Here is an 18,085-nt window from a genome sequence, read left to right as displayed (position 1 = left end):
TCGGTGTTGCGCCGTCAGATACGGCGCAGCACCGACACCACCTTGCCGAGGACGACGGCGTTGTCGCCGTCGATGACCTCGTAGGCCGGGTTGCGGGGCTCGAGGAACACGTGACCGCTGCGGCGCCGCAACACCTTCACCGTCGCCTCGCCGTCGATCATCGCGGCCACGATCTCCCCGGACTGCGCCTCGTCCTGCCGGCGCACCACCACGGTGTCGCCGTCACAGATCGCGGCGTCGATCATCGACTCGCCGCGCACCCGCAGCGCGAACACGGTGCCCGACCCGGTGAACTCCCGCGGCAGCGCCAACATCTCGTCGGCATGCTCCTCCGCGAGGATCGGTGCGCCCGCCGCGATGTCGCCGACCACCGGCACCGGCACCGAACTCTCCGACGCCCGGCCCACCCCGGAACCGGCGAGGAACGGGCGCACATCCAACTGGCGGGCCATCGCCGTGCCCCGGCGCAGGAAACCCTGCTCCTCGAGGCTCCGCAGATGCCGCGACACCGTCGACGTCGACCGCAATCCCACCGCGTCCGCGATCTCCCGGGTACTCGGCGGGCACCCGTGCCCTGCCACCCAGTCCCGGATCGCCAGCAGGATCCGCTGCTGACGGGGCGGCAGGGCGTTGGCGTCGAGGCCACCGAACATCTCGAGATCGTCGTAACCGGTCACCCGGCGAATCGTAGTGCGGGCCGCCGACACGCCCGAAATACGGAAAGGGCGGGGCCGACGATCGTCGGCCCCGCCCTTTCTCGGGAAGTACGTGCGGCTCAGTGACCGCCGTTGGTCTTCAGCCGCTCGACGGCCTCCGCGATGACCTTCTCGGCCTCGGCGCGGCCGACCCAGTCTGCACCGGTGACGTGCTTGTTCGGCTCGAGATCCTTGTAGTGCACGAAGAAGTGCTTGATCGCGTCCAGTTCGAACTGCGAGACGTCCGCGAGATCCTGGACGTGGTCCCAGCGCGGGTCGCCCGCGGGAACACACAGCACCTTGTCGTCGCCACCGGCCTCGTCGACCATCTTGAACATGCCGACCGGGCGGGCCTCGACGATGACACCGGGGAACACCGACTCGGGCAGCAGCACCATCGCGTCCAGCGGATCGCCGTCCTCGCCGAGCGTGTTCTCGATGTAGCCGTAATCGGCCGGGTACCCGAACGAGGTGTAGAGGTAGCGGTCCAGCTTCACGCGGCCGGTCTCGTGATCGACCTCGTACTTGTTGCGCTGGCCCTTGGGGATTTCGATGGTGACGTCGAACTCCACGTCGTGTCCTCCACTGTCTGAGTCTTCCGGCTGTCGCCGATGCCCCGCCCGGGTAGACGGTTCGGGAAAAGGTTAGCGGGTCGGCGATACTGTGTGATGCGGGTGCTGGATGCTGCCCGGTTCGGTGAGATGCGGTTCGGTGGGATTCGGAGGGACGTTGGCGACCGAGGCAAAGAAGAAGATCGGCATCCTGGCCGGACGCCGCCGCCGCCACGTCCGGATCCTGCTGGCACTGGCCACGGCCGCAGTCGTCGCCGGCGCGGGCACCACGATCGTGCTCACCCAGCGCGGCACCGCGACCGCCGCGCAGGACGCCGCCACACTGCCACCGCAGCCGGCGCTCGTCACCGCGACACCGCAGGTCGCACCGCTGTCCGAGGACGCCCCCGCCCCCACACCGCAGGCGCTGGCCGCGGCACTCGACCCGGTCGCGGCGAACCCGGCGCTCGGCAACTTCACCGGATCCGTCACCGACGCCCGCACCGGTGCCGTGTTGTGGAGCCGAGGCCCCGACACCCCCATGACACCGGCGTCGACCACCAAGATCCTCACCGCCGCCGCGGCGATGCTGAGCCTGCCGCCGGACCACCGCGTCACCACCGAGGTGGTGCAGGGGTCACGTCCCGGGGAACTCGTCCTCGTCGGCCACGGCGACCCCACCCTCACCGCGCAACCCGTGGGGCAGCCCGGCTACTACCCGGGCGGCCCGCGCATCGTGGACCTCGCCGACCAGATCCGTCGTTCCGGTACCGCCGTCGACAGCATCGTCGTCGACACCGGCGCCTACACCGGGCCGGCGCTGGCGCAGGGCTGGATTCCCGACGACGTCGCCGCCGGCTACATCGCCCCGATCGAACCTGTCATGCTCGACGGCGCCCGATCCGATCCGCTCGCCGACGAACCCCCGCGCAGCGCCACCCCGGCCCTCGACGCCGGCCGCGCGCTCGCCCAGGCTCTCGGCGTCGACCCGGCCCGCGTCACGCTCGGCACCGCCACCCCCGACACCGACCGCGTCGCGAGCGTGCAGTCCGCACCGCTGCGGGAACGCCTCGGCGTGATGATGCGCCGCTCCGACAACATCCTCGCCGAGACCATCGCCCGCGAGGTCGCCGCCGGGAAGAACGCCGAACGCTCGTTCGCCGGGGCCACCGAAGCGGTCGTGCAGGTCCTGTACGACGCCGGATTCAAGACCGACGGGGTGACACTGCACGACGGCAGCGGCCTGTCCGTCGACGGACGTATCCCGGCCCGTCTCCTCGACGCCGTCCTGGCCGCCGCGGCCGGAGAGTCGGAGCCGCGGTTGCGGCCGATGCTCGACGACCTGCCCGTCGCGGGCGCCACCGGCACCCTGTCCGACCGGTATGCGACCGGGGACCGGGTCGGTGCCGGCTGGGTGCGCGCCAAGACCGGCACACTGTCGGTGGCGAGCGCGCTGACCGGGTACGTCGTCGACGTCGACGGCCGGGTCCTGACATTCGCATTGATGTCCAACGACCGTCCGCCGGGGGAGAGTCGGCCCGCGCTCGACGCGGTCGCCGGCGCCCTGCGGCTGTGTGGGTGCAGGTGAAGTGAGGTGACGGTGTCGGAGTCGGACAGCGGATTCGGCGGCGCGGTGGACTGGCGCCTGGCCGCGCGGACCGGTGCCCGCCTGGCTCCCGCCGCCCCCGCCACGTCGCGGTACACGGCGGAGACGATCGTCACCGCCCTCGAAGACGCGTCGGTGCGCGCCGAAGGCCCCGTCCGGGACGTCACCGGCCTCGCCGACGGGCTGCCGATCCCGCCCGCCCGCGTCGTCGACCGAGCCGGCTGGATCCACGCGGCCGCACAGTCCATGGCGCACCTGACCGGCACCGACATCGATGCCGCATCGCGCACACTGCTGTCCGGGAAACCGGGCGGGGTGCAGGCCGGGGCGATGCTCGCGTACCTGTCGTCGGCGATCCTCGGACAGTACGACCCGTTCACCGGCGAGCACGGCACGCTGCTGCTCGTCGCCCCCAACGTGCTGCAGGTGGAACGCACCCTGAAGGTGCCGCCCGCCGACTTCCGGTTGTGGGTGTGCCTGCACGAGGTCACCCACCGCGTCCAGTTCTCGTCCGCCCCCTGGATCGGCGACCACATGCGCGCATCCGTCGCCACGCTCGGAGAGGCGACCGACGAGCCGATGACCGAGTTCGTCTCCCGGCTGTCGGGGGCGCTGCGGGAACGGCGCCGCGGGGAGGATCTGCCCGCCGACCAGCGCGGCATCATCGGCCTGATCCGGGCCACGCAGGCGCCGCCGCAACGCGACGCGCTCGACCGGATGCTTGCGCTCGGCACCGTCCTCGAGGGGCACGCCGACCACGTCATGGACGCCGTCGGCCCGGCCGTGGTGCCGTCGGTGACACGGATCCGGGCGGCGTTCGACGCCCGCCGGCAGCGTCGCACCAATCCGGTGCAGCGACTGTTGCGGGCCCTGCTCGGCATGGACGCCAAGATGGCGCAGTACGTGCGCGGCAAGAAGTTCGTCGACACCGTCGTCGACCGGGTGGGCATGGAGCGGTTCAACACGATCTGGACCGGACCCGACACACTGCCGACGCTCGACGAGATCGAATACCCCGACGCCTGGATCGCCCGGGTCCTCGGGTGACGCTGCTGCCCGAGACGCCCGCGATCCTGGAGGTGCGCCGCGCAGTCCGCGGGTGGCTGGCCCGGCACGCCCCGGCCGGGACGGTCGTCGTCGCCCTGTCCGGTGGCGCCGATTCCCTCGCATTGACGGCGGCCACGGTCGCCGAGGCTGCTGCGGTGCGGGCCCTCGTCGTCGACCACCGACTCCAGGCCGGATCGGGGGAGGTGGCCGCCGCGGCGGCGGCCCGCGCGCTGGCCCTCGGCTGCGCTGCCGCCGATGTGGTCGGGGTCGACGTCACCGGTACGGGCGGGCTCGAGGCCGCCGCTCGCACCGCCCGGTACGCCGCCCTCGACACCGGCCGCGACGGCCGGCCCGTCCTGCTCGGACACACCCTCGACGACCAGGCCGAGACGGTGCTGCTGGGACTGGCCCGCGGCTCGGGCAGCCGGTCGATCCGCGGCATGGCCGACTACACCGCCCCGTGGGGTCGGCCGCTGCTGGGGGTGCGGCGGTCGGTGACCCGGCAGGCGTGCCGCGAACTCGGACTCGCCCCGCACGAGGACCCGCACAACGCGGATCCGTCGTTCACCCGCGTCCGGTTGCGCACCGAGGTGCTGCCACTGCTCGAGGACGTCCTCGGGGGCGGGGTCGCGTCCGCGCTGGGGCGCACGGCCCGGCAACTCCGCGAGGACGGCGACGTGCTCGACGCCCTCGCCGGGCAGGCGTACGCGGCAGCACGCGTCGGAGACGGTGGCCCCGGCGAACTCGCGGTCGAGCGACTCCACGAGATCCCCGTCGCGGTCCGGCGCCGGGTGTTACGGTCGTGGCTCCTGGACTGCGGCGCAAAAGCCTTGACCGACAAGCAGTTACGGTCTGTCGACGATCTCGTCGGCCGCTGGCACGGGCAGGGCGGGGTCGCGGTCGGCGGCGGCCGGCCGGGAGTCAGGTTGGTTGCATCCCGTCGGCGTGGCAGGCTGTCGACGGGGTTCGTGAACGACTGAGAGGAATGCTCCGTGTACGAGGGCGACATCGCATCGGTACTCATCTCCGAGGAGCAGATCAAGGAGCGGACGGCCGAACTGGCCGCGGCGATCGCCGAACGCTATCCGGTCGGAGCACCCGAGGGCGATCTGCTGCTCGTCGGTGTCCTCAAGGGCGCGATCTTCTTCATGACCGACTTCGCGCGGGCGCTGCCGATCCCCACCCAGATGGAATTCATGGCGGTCAGCTCCTACGGATCGTCGACGTCGTCGTCAGGTGTCGTGCGGATCCTCAAGGACCTCGACAAGGACATCGCCGGCCGCCACGTCCTCATCGTCGAGGACATCATCGACTCCGGGCTGACGCTGTCGTGGCTGATGCGCAACCTCAAGACCCGCAACCCGGCGTCGCTCGAGGTCGTCACGCTGCTGCGTAAGCCGGAGGCCGTCAAGGTCGACGTCGAGGTCGCGCACGTCGGCTTCGACATCCCCGACGAGTTCGTCGTCGGCTACGGCCTCGACTACGCCGAGCGCTACCGCGACCTGCCCTACATCGGCACCCTCGAACCCAAGGTGTACGGCGGATAGCCGCTGCCGGACACGACCCGTTCGAGTGCCCGCAGATCCTCCTCCAGCAGGCGGAACAGCCAATACACGAACACGAACGCGGCCACCCCGCCGACGCACAGCACCCGCACCGCGTACACGACGAGGGAGATCTCGTCGGGGGACAGGAACGTCACCCCGGCCACCCCGACGAGCGGCACCGACGCCGCGACCGCGAGGTACATGGTGCTGCGGCGGTCCAGGCCGCGTAGCCGACGGTCGTCGCTGCTGCTGGTGATGCCGTGCGGCAGCAGCGACGGGTACAGGCAGCGCACCGCGTAGAACGTGACCAGGAAGAACGGGTACGCGACCGCGACGGCGCCGCACACGATCTGCGACCCGAGGAAATGCACGTACGCGCCCTGCGGCAGCCCGCCGGCCGCGATCTGCAGGGACACCGGGAACGCGACACCGGCGATCAGCCACAGCGCGAACACCACCGCGACGATCCGGTCACCCATCAGCAGTGTGTCGGCGCGGGCCCGGGCCAGGGCGGTGGCGTCGTAGCCGCGGCCGCGCCGCAGACCACGGGGCACCGTGACGACGTTCCGGAGGAAGTACAGGCACACCACGATCCCGAGCGGGAACACGATCGAGTTGATCACCTGCGAGATCTCGCCGAACCGCTGCTGCGCCTCCGCCGACAGCTCGTCGATGATCAGCGTCTTGTTGTGGTGGTAGTTGTACAGCGCCGCCAGCGTGTTCGGGACGCCCACCCCGAGCGCGACGATCGGCACCATCCACGGCCGCAACCGGTACCGCCAGCTGCCGCGGGGCGGGTCGACGAGGTCGCGGGCCCGCGCGTCCAGGCACAGGTCGAACTGCTGGGCCAGCTCGGCGCCCGTCGACCAGCGGTCGGCAGGGTCCGGGGCCAGACAGGTGAGCAGGACCCGGCGCAGCGCCGCCGGGCAGTCGTCGGGCAACGCGTCGACCAGCGCCGGGGCGACCGGGCGCCGGCGCAGCGCCAGCATCCGCCCGAGCGACGTCGCGGACTCGCCCGCGTCGGGCTCGTCCGTGAACGGCCGGCGTCCGGTCAACAGTTCCCACAGCATCACCCCGAGCGCGAACAGGTCACTGCGGACGTCGAGGTCCCCGGCCGAACCCGGAAGACCCGGATGGCACGCCTCGAGCTGCTCGGGTGACATGTACGCCAGCGAACCCCCGAAGTAGGCGACCGGGCTGGTCCCGACGACCCGGTCGCTGAAACTGATGTTGAAGTCGGCGAGCTTGGGCACCCCCTCCGCGGTGAGCAGCACGTTCGCCGGTTTGATGTCCCGGTGCAGGACGCCGCGGCCGTCGGCGTAGTCGAGGGCGGAGGCGAGCCGCCGGCCCAGCCACGCGACCGTCTCGGGCCACGACAGGGCCGCCACCTCGGCGCGGACACTCGAACCGCTCGGCCGCAGCTCCCCCTTGCGTTCGAGCACCGCATCGACCGACTCGAGCAGGAACCGGCCCGAGTCGGGGCGGTCGTCGCCGTGCAGGTCGCGGAGCCGGTGGACGACGTCGAGCAGCGTGCCGCCCGGCACGTACTGCATGTACAGCAGCTTGAGGGAACTGTCGGGAAGCCGCCGCTGATCGAAGACCCGCACGATGTAGTCGTGGTCGAGTTGGGCGAGGGTCTGCGGTTCGGTGCCGTGATCGTGGGAGATCTTCACCGCCACGATCCGCTGCATCGACCGCTGCCGAGCCAGGAACACCCGCGCGAACGACCCACGTCCGAGCGCGGTCACCAGATCGAACTCGTCGACCCGGTCGCCGACGTCCACCCGGTCGAGCGTCTGCCGCACCCCCGGCTGCGCGACGAGCGTGCTGCGGTAGGTGTCGGTGTCCGCGCCCTCGATCAGTCCCGTGTGCTCGGGGAACTCGCGCAGCAACGCGTCCGTGTCGACCGGATGCCCGCCGCGTCGGCGCAGGTGCATGTCCTCGTAGACGAGGTCCGGCGGGAGCGGCGTCAACTCCGGGAATTCGTCCCGATACGCCGTCAACGGCTTCTGCCGGTTCGCGTGCAGCAGCCGATATTCGAGATCGACCTTGACCAGTTCGACGAGCGCGGCCCGCCGCAAGGCGTCCCCGGCGGGCAGCCCACCCGGCAGGAACGCCTCCAGATCCGGGCCGGGATCGTCGGCGCCGACCGAGTCCCACGCGGTCGCCAGGCGCGCGACGACGTCGGCGAGGAAGGACACCGTGCGAGAACCGTCCATCACTCGTCACCGTCCGGGGAAGGGGAGCGCGGTGGGGTGGGCGGGACTCACCCCTCGGGTTACTCGAAATACTATCGCCGGCCGCGGCATACTCGGCAGGTGCGAGATCCCGACAAAACTGCCGGTGACGACCTCACCGCCACTGCCATCGCCGCCCGGGTCCGGGCCGGAACGCTGTCCCCGGTCGACGTCGTCGACGACGCACTGCGCCGCATCGAGCAGCGGGACCCGCCGATCCGGGCGTTCGTGCGCGTATTCGGCGACCGTGCCCGCGCCGAGGCCGCGGCCCTCACCGACCGCGCCGACCTCGCGGACCTGCCGCTGGCCGGGGTGCCCGTCGCGATCAAGGACAACGTCCCGGTCCGCGGCGAACCGATGCGCGACGGCTCCGCCGCCACCGACCCGACCCCGTCCGCCCGCGACCATCCGACCGTCGCCCGGTTGCGGGCCGCCGGTGCGATCCCGGTCGGGCTGACCGCCGTCCCGGAACTGTGCGTGTGGGGGTCGGCCGACTCCCCGGGCGTGATCACCCGCAACCCGTGGAACCCGGACCTGGTGCCGGGCGGCTCGTCCGGCGGATCCGCGGCCGCGGTCGCCACCGGCATGGTCCCGATCGCGTTGGCCGCCGACGGCATGGGATCGATCAGGATCCCGTCCGCCGCGTGCGGTGTCGTCGGCCTCAAACCCGGCCGCGGACTCGTCCCCGCCGAACTGGGCGCGCACTCGTGGTTCGGACTGTCGGAGAACGGGCCGATCGCCGCGACCGTCGAGGACACGGCCCTGATGCTGTCCGTGCTCGCCGCGGATCCGGGGCTCGCCCGCACCTCGCCGCCGCGTCCGCTGCGGATCGGTGTCGCGGTGGGGACCCCGTCCCCGATCGTCCGCGTCGACCGGGAATGGGCCGACGGGACGCGGGACGCCGCCGGCGCCCTGGCCGAGGCCGGGCACCACACGACGGCCACCCGCATCCCGTACCCGCCGACGATGGCCGTCGCCTTCACCCGGTGGCTGGCGGGCACCGCGTCCGACGCCGCCGGCCTCGACCCGGCGCTACTGCAGCCGCGTACCCGCCGGCACGCGGCGATCGGGCGGGCTGTCGAACGCGCCGGACTGGTCCGCGACGGGCAGGTCCGGCGACTGCAGCAGCGGATGCTGCACTTCTTCGCGGACTTCGATGTGGTGTTGACACCGTCGCTCGCGCAGCCCCCGATCCCGGCGCTCGCGTGGAGCGAGAAATCATGGGCGGCCAACGTCGCCGCGAACGTCCGCTACGCCCCGTTCAGTGCGCTGTGGAACGTCCTCGGCTGGCCCGCCGCGACCGTGCCGGCAGGGATGCACTCCCACTCACGGACACCCCTCGGTGTGCAGGTCGTCGCACCCCCGGGCGGCGAGACCACGGTCCTCGCCGTCGCCGCCGAACTCGAGCGCCTCCGACGGTGGCCACGACACTGTCCGATGTGACATCCGGCACGAACAGTGCCGCCCGGCCACGATTCGCGCCGCGGCGGGAACCGAACCGGGGTCGTCGTGCGTTGAAAACGGTGACGTCACCCGTCGGGGACGGTCGGCCGCGGACACGCGTCGAGCGTCGTCGTCACGGTAATCTGAGGTGTCCGGACTGCCGGGCCCGTGCTACCGAGTTGCCCGCACTACCGAAAGGACCGGCCACCCGGGCCGAACCTGTATGAACCGCAAGACAGTGTTCCGCAATGTGGCGATCGTCGCCGGCGTCCTGCTGGTGATCTACGCCTTCAGTTACTTCGGCAACGACACCCGCGGCTTCAAATCGGTCGACACCTCGGTGGCGATCGCGCAACTCGACGCGAAGAACGTCGACAAGGCGCAGATCGACGACCGCGAACAGCAGGTGCGGTTGTGGCTCGACAACGGCAACGACGCGACCGGTGGTCAGAAAGAGATCATCGCGAAGTACCCGGCGGCGGCGTCCGAGCAGATCTTCGACAAGGTCGCCGCGTCCGGCGCGGAGAAGTTCAACACCAGCGTCACGCAGGAGAGCTGGCTGACGTCGATCCTGCTGTTCGTGCTGCCGATGATCATCCTGCTCGGCATCTTCTACTTCGTGATGAGCCGCATGCAGGGAGGCGGCCGCGGCGGCATGATGGGCTTCGGCAAGTCGAAGGCCAAGCAGCTGTCGAAGGATCTGCCGAAGACGACGTTCGCGGACGTCGCCGGCGCCGACGAGGCCGTCGAGGAACTCTACGAGATCAAGGACTTCCTGCAGAACCCGTCGCGCTACCAGGCGCTCGGCGCGAAGATCCCCAAGGGCGTGCTGCTGTACGGCCCGCCCGGCACCGGTAAGACGCTGCTCGCGCGGGCCGTCGCCGGCGAGGCCGGGGTCCCGTTCTTCACGATCTCCGGCTCCGACTTCGTGGAGATGTTCGTCGGTGTCGGCGCCTCCCGCGTCCGCGACCTGTTCGAACAGGCCAAGCAGAACAGCCCGTGCATCATCTTCGTCGACGAGATCGACGCCGTCGGCCGCCAGCGTGGCGCCGGCCTCGGCGGCGGCCACGACGAGCGCGAGCAGACTCTCAACCAGCTGCTCGTCGAGATGGACGGCTTCGGTGACCGCACCGGCATCATCCTGATCGCAGCCACCAACCGCCCCGACATCCTCGACCCGGCACTGCTGCGGCCCGGCCGATTCGACCGGCAGATCCCGGTCGGCAACCCCGACCTCGCGGGTCGCCGCGCGATCCTGAAGGTGCATTCGCAGGGCAAGCCGCTGGACCAGCACGCCGACCTCGAAGGGCTCGCGAAGCGCACCGTCGGCATGTCCGGCGCCGACCTGGCCAACGTCGTCAACGAGGCCGCGCTGCTCACCGCCCGTGAGAACGGCGCCGTGATCACCGAGGCGGCGCTCGAGGAGTCCGTCGACCGGGTGATCGGCGGACCGCGCCGCAAGAGCCGGATCATCTCCGAGCACGAGAAGAAGATCACCGCATACCACGAGGGTGGGCACACGCTCGCCGCGTGGGCGATGCCGGACATCGAACCGATCTACAAGGTCACGATCCTCGCGCGCGGTCGCACCGGCGGCCACGCGATGACCGTCCCCGAGGACGACAAGGGCCTGATGACGCGGTCGGAGATGATCGCCCGCCTCGTCATGGCGATGGGTGGCCGTGCCGCCGAGGAACTGGTGTTCCACGAGCCCACCACGGGTGCGTCGTCCGACATCGACCAGGCCACCAAGATCGCCCGCGCGATGGTGACCGAGTACGGCATGAGCGCCAAGCTCGGCGCGGTCCGCTACGGGCAGGAACAGGGCGACCCGTTCCTGGGCCGGTCGATGGGCATGAACTCCGACTACTCGCACGAGATCGCCCGCGAGATCGACGAGGAGGTGCGCAAGCTCATCGAGGCCGCGCACACCGAGGCGTGGTCGATCCTCGACGAGTACCGGGACGTCCTCGACGAACTCGCCCGCGAACTGCTCGAACGCGAGACGCTCACCCGCAAGGATCTCGAGCAGATCCTGTCGACGGTCGTGAAGCGCCCGCGGATCACCGAGTTCAACGTGTTCGGCGACCGGACGCCGTCGACCAAGCCGCCGATCAAGACGCCGCGGGAGTTGGCGACCGAGCGCGGCGAGACGTGGCCGCCGGAACCGGTGTCCCAGCCGGCACCGCAGCCGACGTTCGCGGAGCATCGTGCGGCGCCGCCGGTCAACGGACATACCGCCCCCGAGCCGTTCGGGCGGCCCGCCCCGCATCCGGGTGCGCCGCAGCCGCAGCCGCAGCAGCCGCCGGCACCGGGCACCCGTCCCGACTACGGCGCCCCGGCCGGCTGGTCCGCTCCGGGCTGGCCGCCGCGCGAACCGGCGGACCCGGGCCAGGGTCAGGGCCAACCGCAGGGCAACTGGCAGCACTACCCGCAGTGGGAGCCGCCGCGTCCGCCGGCCGGACCGCAGAGCGGTTCCGGTCGCCCACCCGGCGATCCGGGGACCGGGCGGGCCGGTGACGACCGGCCCGGGCAGCACGAGGGCGATACGCCGACCCAGGCATGGGAGGGGCCGACCGGTCCTCAGTAGTCCGCTCGCAATTAGGCTTGCCCTGGCCCACCCGGTGTGGGCCAGGGCATTCAGCCCCGATACTGGAGGTACGGTCGGTTGTCGGTGAATCAGTTGGGGAGTGAGTCCGCGCTCATGACGGGAAGGCCGTTCGACCAGGACCGCGCCGAGGCTGCGGTGCGGGAACTGCTGATCGCGGTCGGTGAGGATCCCGATCGTCCCGGACTGCTCGATACCCCGGCCCGTGTCGCACGCGCCTACCGCGAGGTGTTCGCAGGGCTCTACACAGACCCGGACGACGTCCTGAACACGACGTTCGACGAGGGCCATCAGGAACTCGTCCTGGTCCGGGACATCCCCATGTACTCGACGTGCGAGCACCACCTGGTGTCGTTCCACGGTGTGGCGCACGTCGGTTACATTCCCGGCGAGACCGGCCGGGTGACGGGGCTGTCGAAGCTCGCCCGCCTGGTGGACCTGTATGCGAAGCGCCCGCAGGTGCAGGAGCGGCTCACCAGCCAGGTCGCGGATGCGCTCGTCCGCAAGCTCGATCCGCGCGGCGTGATCGTGGTCGTCGAGGCCGAGCACCTGTGCATGGCGATGCGCGGCATCCGCAAGCCCGGCGCGAGCACGACGACGTCGGCGGTGCGTGGGCTGTTCCAGTCGAACTCCGCTTCCCGCGCCGAGGCGCTGGATCTGATCCTGCGCAAGTGATCGCCCTGCCCCGCCCCGGACGCCCCGTCGTGATGGGTGTCCTCAACGTGACCGCCGATTCGTTCTCCGACGGCGGCCGGTACCTGGACCGGGACGCCGCCGTCGAACACGGCCTGCACCTGCAGCGGCTCGGAGTCGACATCGTCGATGTGGGCGGGGAGTCCACGCGGCCGGGCGCGTCCCGCGTCGACCCGGACGTGGAGGCCGCTCGGGTCGCCCCGGTGATCGCGGACCTCGCGGCCGAGGGAATCGCCGTCAGCGTCGACACGATGCGTGCGTCGGTGGCCCAGGCCGCGATCGACGCGGGTGTGTCGATCGTCAACGACGTGTCCGGTGGCCGTGCCGACGCGGACATGGCGCGGGTCGTCGCCGACGCGGGGGTGCCGTGGGTGCTCATGCACTGGCGTCCGGCGGGCGCGTTCGTGCACGCGGGCGGGTCCGCGCACTACGGCGACGTGGTCCGTGACGTGAGCGACGAACTGATGGTGCAGGTCGATGCCGCGGTCGCGGCCGGGGTGGATCCGCGGGCGCTCGTGCTCGATCCGGGACTGGGTTTCGTGAAGGATCCGGACCACAACTGGCAGCTGCTGCACCGGCTGTCGGAACTGAACGATCTCGGATTCCCGGTGCTGATCGGGGCGTCCCGGAAGCGGTTCCTCGGGTCGCTGCTGGCCGACGCCGACGGCACCGTCCGGGCACCGGACGGCCGTGAGGTGGCGACCGCGGTGATCTCGGCGCTCGCCGTGACACACGGCGCGTGGGGGGTACGGGTACACGACGCGCAGGCGTCGCTGGACGCGATCGCGGTGGCGGGCGCGTGGGCACGGGGCAGCCAGGAGGTGCCGGGTGAATGAGTTCGACCGGATCGAGTTGCGGGGGCTGCGGGTCCGCGGCCACCACGGTGTGTTCGACCACGAGAAGCGGGACGGCCAGGACTTCCTCGTCGACGTGACCCTGTGGATGGATCTGGCGCCGGCGGCCGCGTCGGACGATCTGCGGGACACGTTCGACTACGGCGAACTCGCCCAGCGGGCCGCCGCGATCGTCGCGGGACCGGTGCGCGACCTCATCGAAACGGTGTCGGCGGAGATCGCCGACGACGTCATGCGTGATCCGCGGGTGCGACGGGTCGAGGTGGTGCTGCACAAGCCGTCCGCGCCGATCCCGTTGACGTTCTCCGATGTCGCGGTGGTCGCCGTCCGGTCCCGGACCGGTACCGGGGACGCGGGGTGAGCCGCGCGGTCCTGTCGATCGGTTCCAACATCGGCGACAGTTTCGGGCACCTGCAGGCGGTTGTGGACGGTCTGCGGGAGTGGATCGTCGCTGTCTCACCGGTCTACGCGACGGCGCCGTGGGGCGGCGTCGAGCAGCAGGACTTCCTGAACGCGACGGTGATCGTCGACGATCCGGGTGCCGACAGCCGGGAATGGTTGCGTCGCGGGCAGCGGTTGGAGGCGGAGGCCGACCGGGTGCGGGAGCAGCGGTGGGGGCCGCGGACCCTCGACGTCGACGTGGTGACGTGCGACGACATCCGCAGCGACGACCCGGAACTGACGTTGCCGCATCCGCGGGCCCACGAGCGGGCGTTCGTGCTGGTGCCGTGGCTCGCCGTGGAACCGGACGCGGTCCTCGTCGTCGACGGCCGTCCGGCGCGGGTCGACGACCTGCTCACGGGTCTCGATGCGGCCGACATCGCCGGAGTACGCCGGACGCCGCGGTCGCTGGAACTACGGTAGCCGGGATGAAGCCGACACGGATCTGGGACGTGCTGTCGTTGGCGCTGCTCGCCGCCGTCGCGACCTGGCTGCTGGTCCGTGTCTCGTACGGGTCCCTCCCCCCGATCCCGGTCTATGCGGGTGCCTCGCTGTACCCGGTCGCGGTGATCGAGACGGTACTGGCGTTCGTGATCCGGGCGCGGGTCCGTGATCATGCGATCGGGACCGGCCCGCGGCAGCTGCATCCGATCACGGCGGCCCGCGCGGCCGCCCTGGCGAAGGCGTCGGCGTTGGTGGGGGCCGCGAGCGCCGGGGTGTGGACCGGTTTCCTCGTCTTCCTGTGGCCGCAGCGGTCGCATCTGCGGGCGGCGGTGTCCGACAGCCCCGGCGTCATCATCGGACTGATCGCGGCAGTCGTGCTGGTGGGGGCGGCCCTGTGGCTCGAACACTGCTGCCGCACCCCCGACGACCTGTCGGATCGACCCGCCCACTGAGCGTGTCCGAAATGTCGCCGAATCAGGTTCGTCCGGATCTGCCGCTACCCTGAAATACATGACGGTTCCGGGTCGCGCCAAGCCAGTACGCCGCAACCGCCGCAGCACGAGCCAGATGGTCGTTGCCGGGCTGGTGGTGCTCGCCGTGGTGGCATCTCTCTTTCTCATCTTCAGCGAGAGTGTCCAACTGCTCCGAGTGGGGTTGGTCGTCGCATTGTGGGCGGCGACGTTGGGTGCCCTCGCCATGACGAAGTACCGCCGGGAATCGGCGCTCGAGAAGGCGAAGGTCCGGGACCTGCAGAAGGTGTACGAACTGCAGCTCGAACGGGAGATCACCGCCCGCCGCGAGTACGAACTCGGGGTCGAGGCGCGGGTACGCGGCGAACTCGGCGCCGAGGCCGAGACACTGGCGGCGCTGCGGGACGAACTGGCCGCACTGCGCCGCAACCTGGAGGTCCTGTTCGACGGCCGGCTGCCCGAGGACCGGGTCGCGCTGCGCGCCGAGTCGACGCGGGTGCAGGAACTGGCCGGCGGTTATCAGCCGGCCGCGTCGGGCCTGTTCGTGCCCGGCCGTCCGGGGCCGGACCCCGATCGTGAGGCGTCACCGACACCGAGCGGCCCCGGTTTCGCCACCCCGTACGACGCCCCGGTCACCGCGGAGACGACGGTGATCCCGCCGATCGAGGCCGAGGACGTGGTCGAGTCTCAGGACGTGGTCGAGGACGCGGTCGCGGTCGAGTCGGAGCTTGCCGTGGACGTGGCCCCGGTCGACGAGACGGAACCGGAACTCGAGATCGAACCCGAGGCCGAGGCCGAGACCGAACTGGAGGACGAGTTCGACGAGCCGCGTCCGGGTTCCCGTCGCTCCCGCCGACTGGCAGAAGACCCCGACAGCGGTGCGCACGCGAACGGGCTCTCGGTCGCCGAGATCATGGCGAATCTCGAGTCGCGGCAGGCCGCGGACGCGGGGCCGAGGCGGCGTCGTCGCGCCGAGTGAGCTGCAGATCACGTCGACCGGCCGTGGCGACGTGACTTCGTGCGGGGCTATCCTCTCCGCAGGACGTCTGGTACCCGCCGAGCGGGACTGGAACGAACGAGAGGACGACAGTGGCCTCCTTGGGGACCTCTTTCGGGATCACCAACGGTCCCGCGCCCGCACGATTGACGGTCGGTATCGTCTCGGCGGGACGAGTCGGGACAGCGATCGGTGCCGCGCTCGAGCGCGTCGGCCATCTGGTCGTCGCCTGCTCCGCGGTGTCCGACGCCTCGATCCACCGCGCCGAGACGCGTCTTCCCGACGCCGAGATCCTGCCGGCGGACGATGTCGCGGCCCGCGCCGAACTGCTCGTGCTCGCCGTCCCCGACGACGAACTTGCCGGTCTGGTCAGGGGCCTGGCCGCTACCGAGTCCGTGCGCCCGGGCACGATCGTCGTACACGTGTCCGGAGCCAACGGTATCGGCATTCTCGCGCCGCTCACCTCCCACGGCATCGTTCCGCTCGCGATCCATCCCGCGATGACCTTCACCGGTCACGCCGAGGACACCGTCCGGTTGTCGGACGCGTGCTTCGGCATCACCGCGGCCGACGACATCGGCTACGCGATCGGCCAGTCGCTCGTCCTCGAGATCGGTGGCGAACCGGTCCGGGTCCGGGAAGATCTCCGGTCGCTCTACCACGCGGCCCTCGCACACGGCAGCAATCATCTGGTGACGCTCGTCGTCGACGCCGTCGAAGCACTGCGCGTCGCGCTCGAGGGGCAGGAACTGCTGGGGCAGGAACTCGTCGGCGACGACCCGAACGGGTTGCCGGAGCGCGTGCTGCGGCCGCTGTTGGCAGCGGCCCTCGACAACGCGCTGCGACGCGGCCAGGCCGGCCTGACCGGGCCTGTCGCACGGGGCGACGCGGCCGCCGTCGCGAAGCACCTCGACGTCCTCACGGACGTCGACCCGCAGTTGGCCGCCGGGTACCGGGCCCTGTCGCTGCGGACCGCGCAGCGCACCGCGGCGAAGCCGGAACTGATGGATGTTCTCGAAGATCGGGATTGAGCAGAAAATGAGCAAGGAATGAGCACGGTGACCGAAACGTCTGCACTGCAGGGCGGATACAAGCGCGGCGAACTGACCGTGCACCACGACCCGGCGATCCTCACGCGGGTGTCGAAGGCACTGCGGGGCGTCGGCCGCCAGGTGGCGCTCGTCCCGACGATGGGCGCACTGCACGAGGGGCACCTGGAACTGGTCCGGCAGGCGAAGCTGTCCGGTGCCGTCGTGATCGTGTCGATCTTCGTCAACCCGCTCCAGTTCGGTGCGAACGAGGACCTCGACGCCTACCCGCGCACCCTCGACGCCGACCTCGACCTGCTCCGCGAGGCCGGTGTCGAGTTGGTGTTCGCGCCGAACGCGGCCGCGATGTACCCGGCCGGGCCGCGCACCACCGTGCAGCCGGGCCCGCTCGGCGCCGAACTCGAAGGGCAGAGCCGGCCGACGCACTTCGCAGGCATGCTCACCGTCGTCGCGAAGCTGCTGCAGATCGCCGCACCGAACGCCGCGTTCTTCGGGGAGAAGGACTACCAGCAGCTCACGCTCATCCGGCAGATGGTCGTCGACCTGAACTTCGACGTGCGGATCTTCGGGGTCCCGACCGTGCGCGAGCAGGACGGACTGGCGCTGTCGTCACGCAACCGCTACCTGGACACCGAGCAGCGCGGACTCGCCACGACCCTGTCCGCGGCGCTCGTCGCGGGCGCGCACGCCGCTGCGGGCGGCGCCGACGCGATCGTCGCGACCGCGCGTGAGGTGCTCGCGACCGTGCCCGCGATCGAGGTCGACTACCTCGAGGTGCGCGGTGTGGACCTGGGCCCGGCGCCCGAGCGCGGTGACGGGCGTCTGCTCGTCGCCGCCCGCATCGGATCCACCCGGCTGATCGACAACGTCGGTGTCGCGGTCGGTACCGGATTCCTCGAACGTGACACGCAGGCGGGCGATCCCACCGCCCCCGACATCTTCTGATCTCTTCCCGACGACTACCGAAGGACCGAACATGTTGCGCACCATGATGAAGTCGAAAATTCATCGGGCCACAGTCACCCACGCCGACCTGCACTACGTCGGCTCGGTGACGATCGACCAGGACCTGCTGGACGCCGCGGATCTGCTCGAAGGGGAGCAGGTCACGATCGTCGACATCGACAACGGTGCCCGCCTCGAGACGTACGCGATCGCGGGGGAACGCGGCACCGGCGTCATCGGAATCAACGGCGCTGCAGCGCATCTCGTCAACCCGGGTGATCTCGTCATCATCATCGCGTACGGCGTGATGAACGAGGCGGAGATCCGCGAGTACGCCCCGAACGTCGTGTTCGTCGACGGCGACAACAAGCCGGTCGAACTCGGCACCGATCCGGCACACGCCCCCGAGGGGTCGGGTCTGATCACGCCGCGGATGCTCTCCAGCCTGGTGTAGAGCG

Annotated in this window: 18 protein-coding genes; 15 read left to right on the top strand and 3 right to left on the bottom strand. The window is 70.9% G+C overall.

Annotation, left to right across the window (positions count from 1 at the left end):
* Positions 1-14: 14 nt before the first annotated feature.
* Both lexA and E0497_RS17180 read right to left on the bottom strand, forming a co-directional pair.
* On the bottom strand, positions 15-653 hold the full coding sequence (lexA, locus tag E0497_RS17185) for a transcriptional repressor LexA (RefSeq protein WP_170313002.1): 639 nt from the start codon (positions 651-653) through the stop codon (positions 15-17).
* Positions 654-775: 122 nt separating this feature from the next.
* Positions 776-1,267 carry an inorganic diphosphatase gene (locus tag E0497_RS17180; protein WP_137726013.1) on the bottom strand — a complete coding sequence of 164 codons (492 nt, stop codon included), beginning with the start codon at positions 1,265-1,267 and terminating at the stop codon, positions 776-778.
* 157 nt (positions 1,268-1,424) lie between these two features.
* On the opposite strand from E0497_RS17180, the gene dacB reads away from it, so the two are divergent.
* The 4 genes from dacB to hpt are packed head-to-tail and all read left to right on the top strand — an operon-like array spanning position 1,425 to position 5,446.
* Positions 1,425-2,834: a D-alanyl-D-alanine carboxypeptidase/D-alanyl-D-alanine endopeptidase gene (gene dacB / locus E0497_RS17175; protein WP_241665942.1), complete on the top strand. Its 1,410-nt coding sequence runs from the start codon at positions 1,425-1,427 to the stop codon at positions 2,832-2,834.
* A 12-nt stretch (positions 2,835-2,846) separates the two neighbouring features.
* Positions 2,847-3,899: a zinc-dependent metalloprotease gene (locus E0497_RS17170; RefSeq protein WP_137726027.1), complete on the top strand. Its 1,053-nt coding sequence runs from the start codon at positions 2,847-2,849 to the stop codon at positions 3,897-3,899.
* Positions 3,896-4,879, top strand: coding sequence for a tRNA lysidine(34) synthetase TilS (gene tilS / locus E0497_RS17165; RefSeq protein ID WP_137726011.1), 984 nt, complete (start codon positions 3,896-3,898; stop codon positions 4,877-4,879). Before E0497_RS17170 ends, tilS begins: the two co-directional genes overlap by 4 nt.
* Before the next feature lie 12 nt (positions 4,880-4,891).
* Positions 4,892-5,446 (top strand): hypoxanthine phosphoribosyltransferase, encoded by a 555-nt coding sequence (gene hpt / locus E0497_RS17160; protein WP_137726010.1) that lies wholly within the window; start codon positions 4,892-4,894, stop codon positions 5,444-5,446.
* Here hpt and E0497_RS17155 read toward each other — a convergent pair.
* Entirely contained in the window at positions 5,407-7,665 is a 2,259-nt protein-coding gene (locus E0497_RS17155) for a serine/threonine-protein kinase (RefSeq protein WP_137726009.1), read from the bottom strand. The genes hpt and E0497_RS17155 overlap by 40 nt on opposite strands.
* Before the next feature lie 99 nt (positions 7,666-7,764).
* On the opposite strand from E0497_RS17155, the gene E0497_RS17150 reads away from it, so the two are divergent.
* From E0497_RS17150 to panD, 11 genes are all read left to right on the top strand, one after another.
* A complete protein-coding gene (locus E0497_RS17150) occupies positions 7,765-9,126 on the top strand; it encodes an amidase (protein ID WP_241665941.1) in 1,362 nt (453 codons plus the stop codon).
* A 223-nt stretch (positions 9,127-9,349) separates the two neighbouring features.
* Entirely contained in the window at positions 9,350-11,716 is a 2,367-nt protein-coding gene (gene ftsH, locus E0497_RS17145; RefSeq protein WP_137726007.1) for an ATP-dependent zinc metalloprotease FtsH, read from the top strand.
* A 78-nt stretch (positions 11,717-11,794) separates the two neighbouring features.
* On the top strand, positions 11,795-12,409 hold the full coding sequence (gene folE / locus E0497_RS17140; RefSeq protein ID WP_137726006.1) for a GTP cyclohydrolase I FolE: 615 nt from the start codon (positions 11,795-11,797) through the stop codon (positions 12,407-12,409).
* A 32-nt stretch (positions 12,410-12,441) separates the two neighbouring features.
* A complete protein-coding gene (folP, locus tag E0497_RS17135) occupies positions 12,442-13,263 on the top strand; it encodes a dihydropteroate synthase (protein WP_137726026.1) in 822 nt (273 codons plus the stop codon).
* Complete coding sequence (gene folB, locus E0497_RS17130) at positions 13,256-13,642, top strand: dihydroneopterin aldolase (RefSeq protein WP_137726005.1); 387 nt, start codon at positions 13,256-13,258, stop codon at positions 13,640-13,642. Before folP ends, folB begins: the two co-directional genes overlap by 8 nt.
* On the top strand, positions 13,639-14,145 hold the full coding sequence (folK, locus tag E0497_RS17125; RefSeq protein ID WP_137726004.1) for a 2-amino-4-hydroxy-6-hydroxymethyldihydropteridine diphosphokinase: 507 nt from the start codon (positions 13,639-13,641) through the stop codon (positions 14,143-14,145). Before folB ends, folK begins: the two co-directional genes overlap by 4 nt.
* A gap of 5 nt (positions 14,146-14,150) precedes the next feature.
* Positions 14,151-14,618, top strand: a complete 468-nt coding sequence (locus tag E0497_RS17120) for a DUF3180 domain-containing protein (protein WP_137726003.1) — start codon at positions 14,151-14,153, stop codon at positions 14,616-14,618.
* Positions 14,619-14,676: 58 nt separating this feature from the next.
* Positions 14,677-15,615 (top strand): DUF6779 domain-containing protein, encoded by a 939-nt coding sequence (locus E0497_RS17115; protein WP_137726002.1) that lies wholly within the window; start codon positions 14,677-14,679, stop codon positions 15,613-15,615.
* A gap of 119 nt (positions 15,616-15,734) precedes the next feature.
* Positions 15,735-16,664, top strand: coding sequence for a Rossmann-like and DUF2520 domain-containing protein (locus E0497_RS17110; RefSeq protein WP_137726001.1), 930 nt, complete (start codon positions 15,735-15,737; stop codon positions 16,662-16,664).
* An 18-nt stretch (positions 16,665-16,682) separates the two neighbouring features.
* Positions 16,683-17,627 carry a pantoate--beta-alanine ligase gene (gene panC, locus E0497_RS17105; protein ID WP_137726000.1) on the top strand — a complete coding sequence of 315 codons (945 nt, stop codon included), beginning with the start codon at positions 16,683-16,685 and terminating at the stop codon, positions 17,625-17,627.
* Between the two features lie 31 nt (positions 17,628-17,658).
* Positions 17,659-18,081 carry an aspartate 1-decarboxylase gene (gene panD, locus E0497_RS17100; RefSeq protein WP_137725999.1) on the top strand — a complete coding sequence of 141 codons (423 nt, stop codon included), beginning with the start codon at positions 17,659-17,661 and terminating at the stop codon, positions 18,079-18,081.
* Positions 18,082-18,085 lie beyond the last annotated feature (4 nt).

The organism is Prescottella subtropica (assembly GCF_005434945.1).
Taxonomy (GTDB): Bacteria; Actinomycetota; Actinomycetes; order Mycobacteriales; family Mycobacteriaceae; genus Prescottella; species Prescottella subtropica.
The sequence above is the reverse complement of the archived record's forward strand: the minus strand, read 5'-3'. Positions and strand labels throughout refer to the sequence as shown.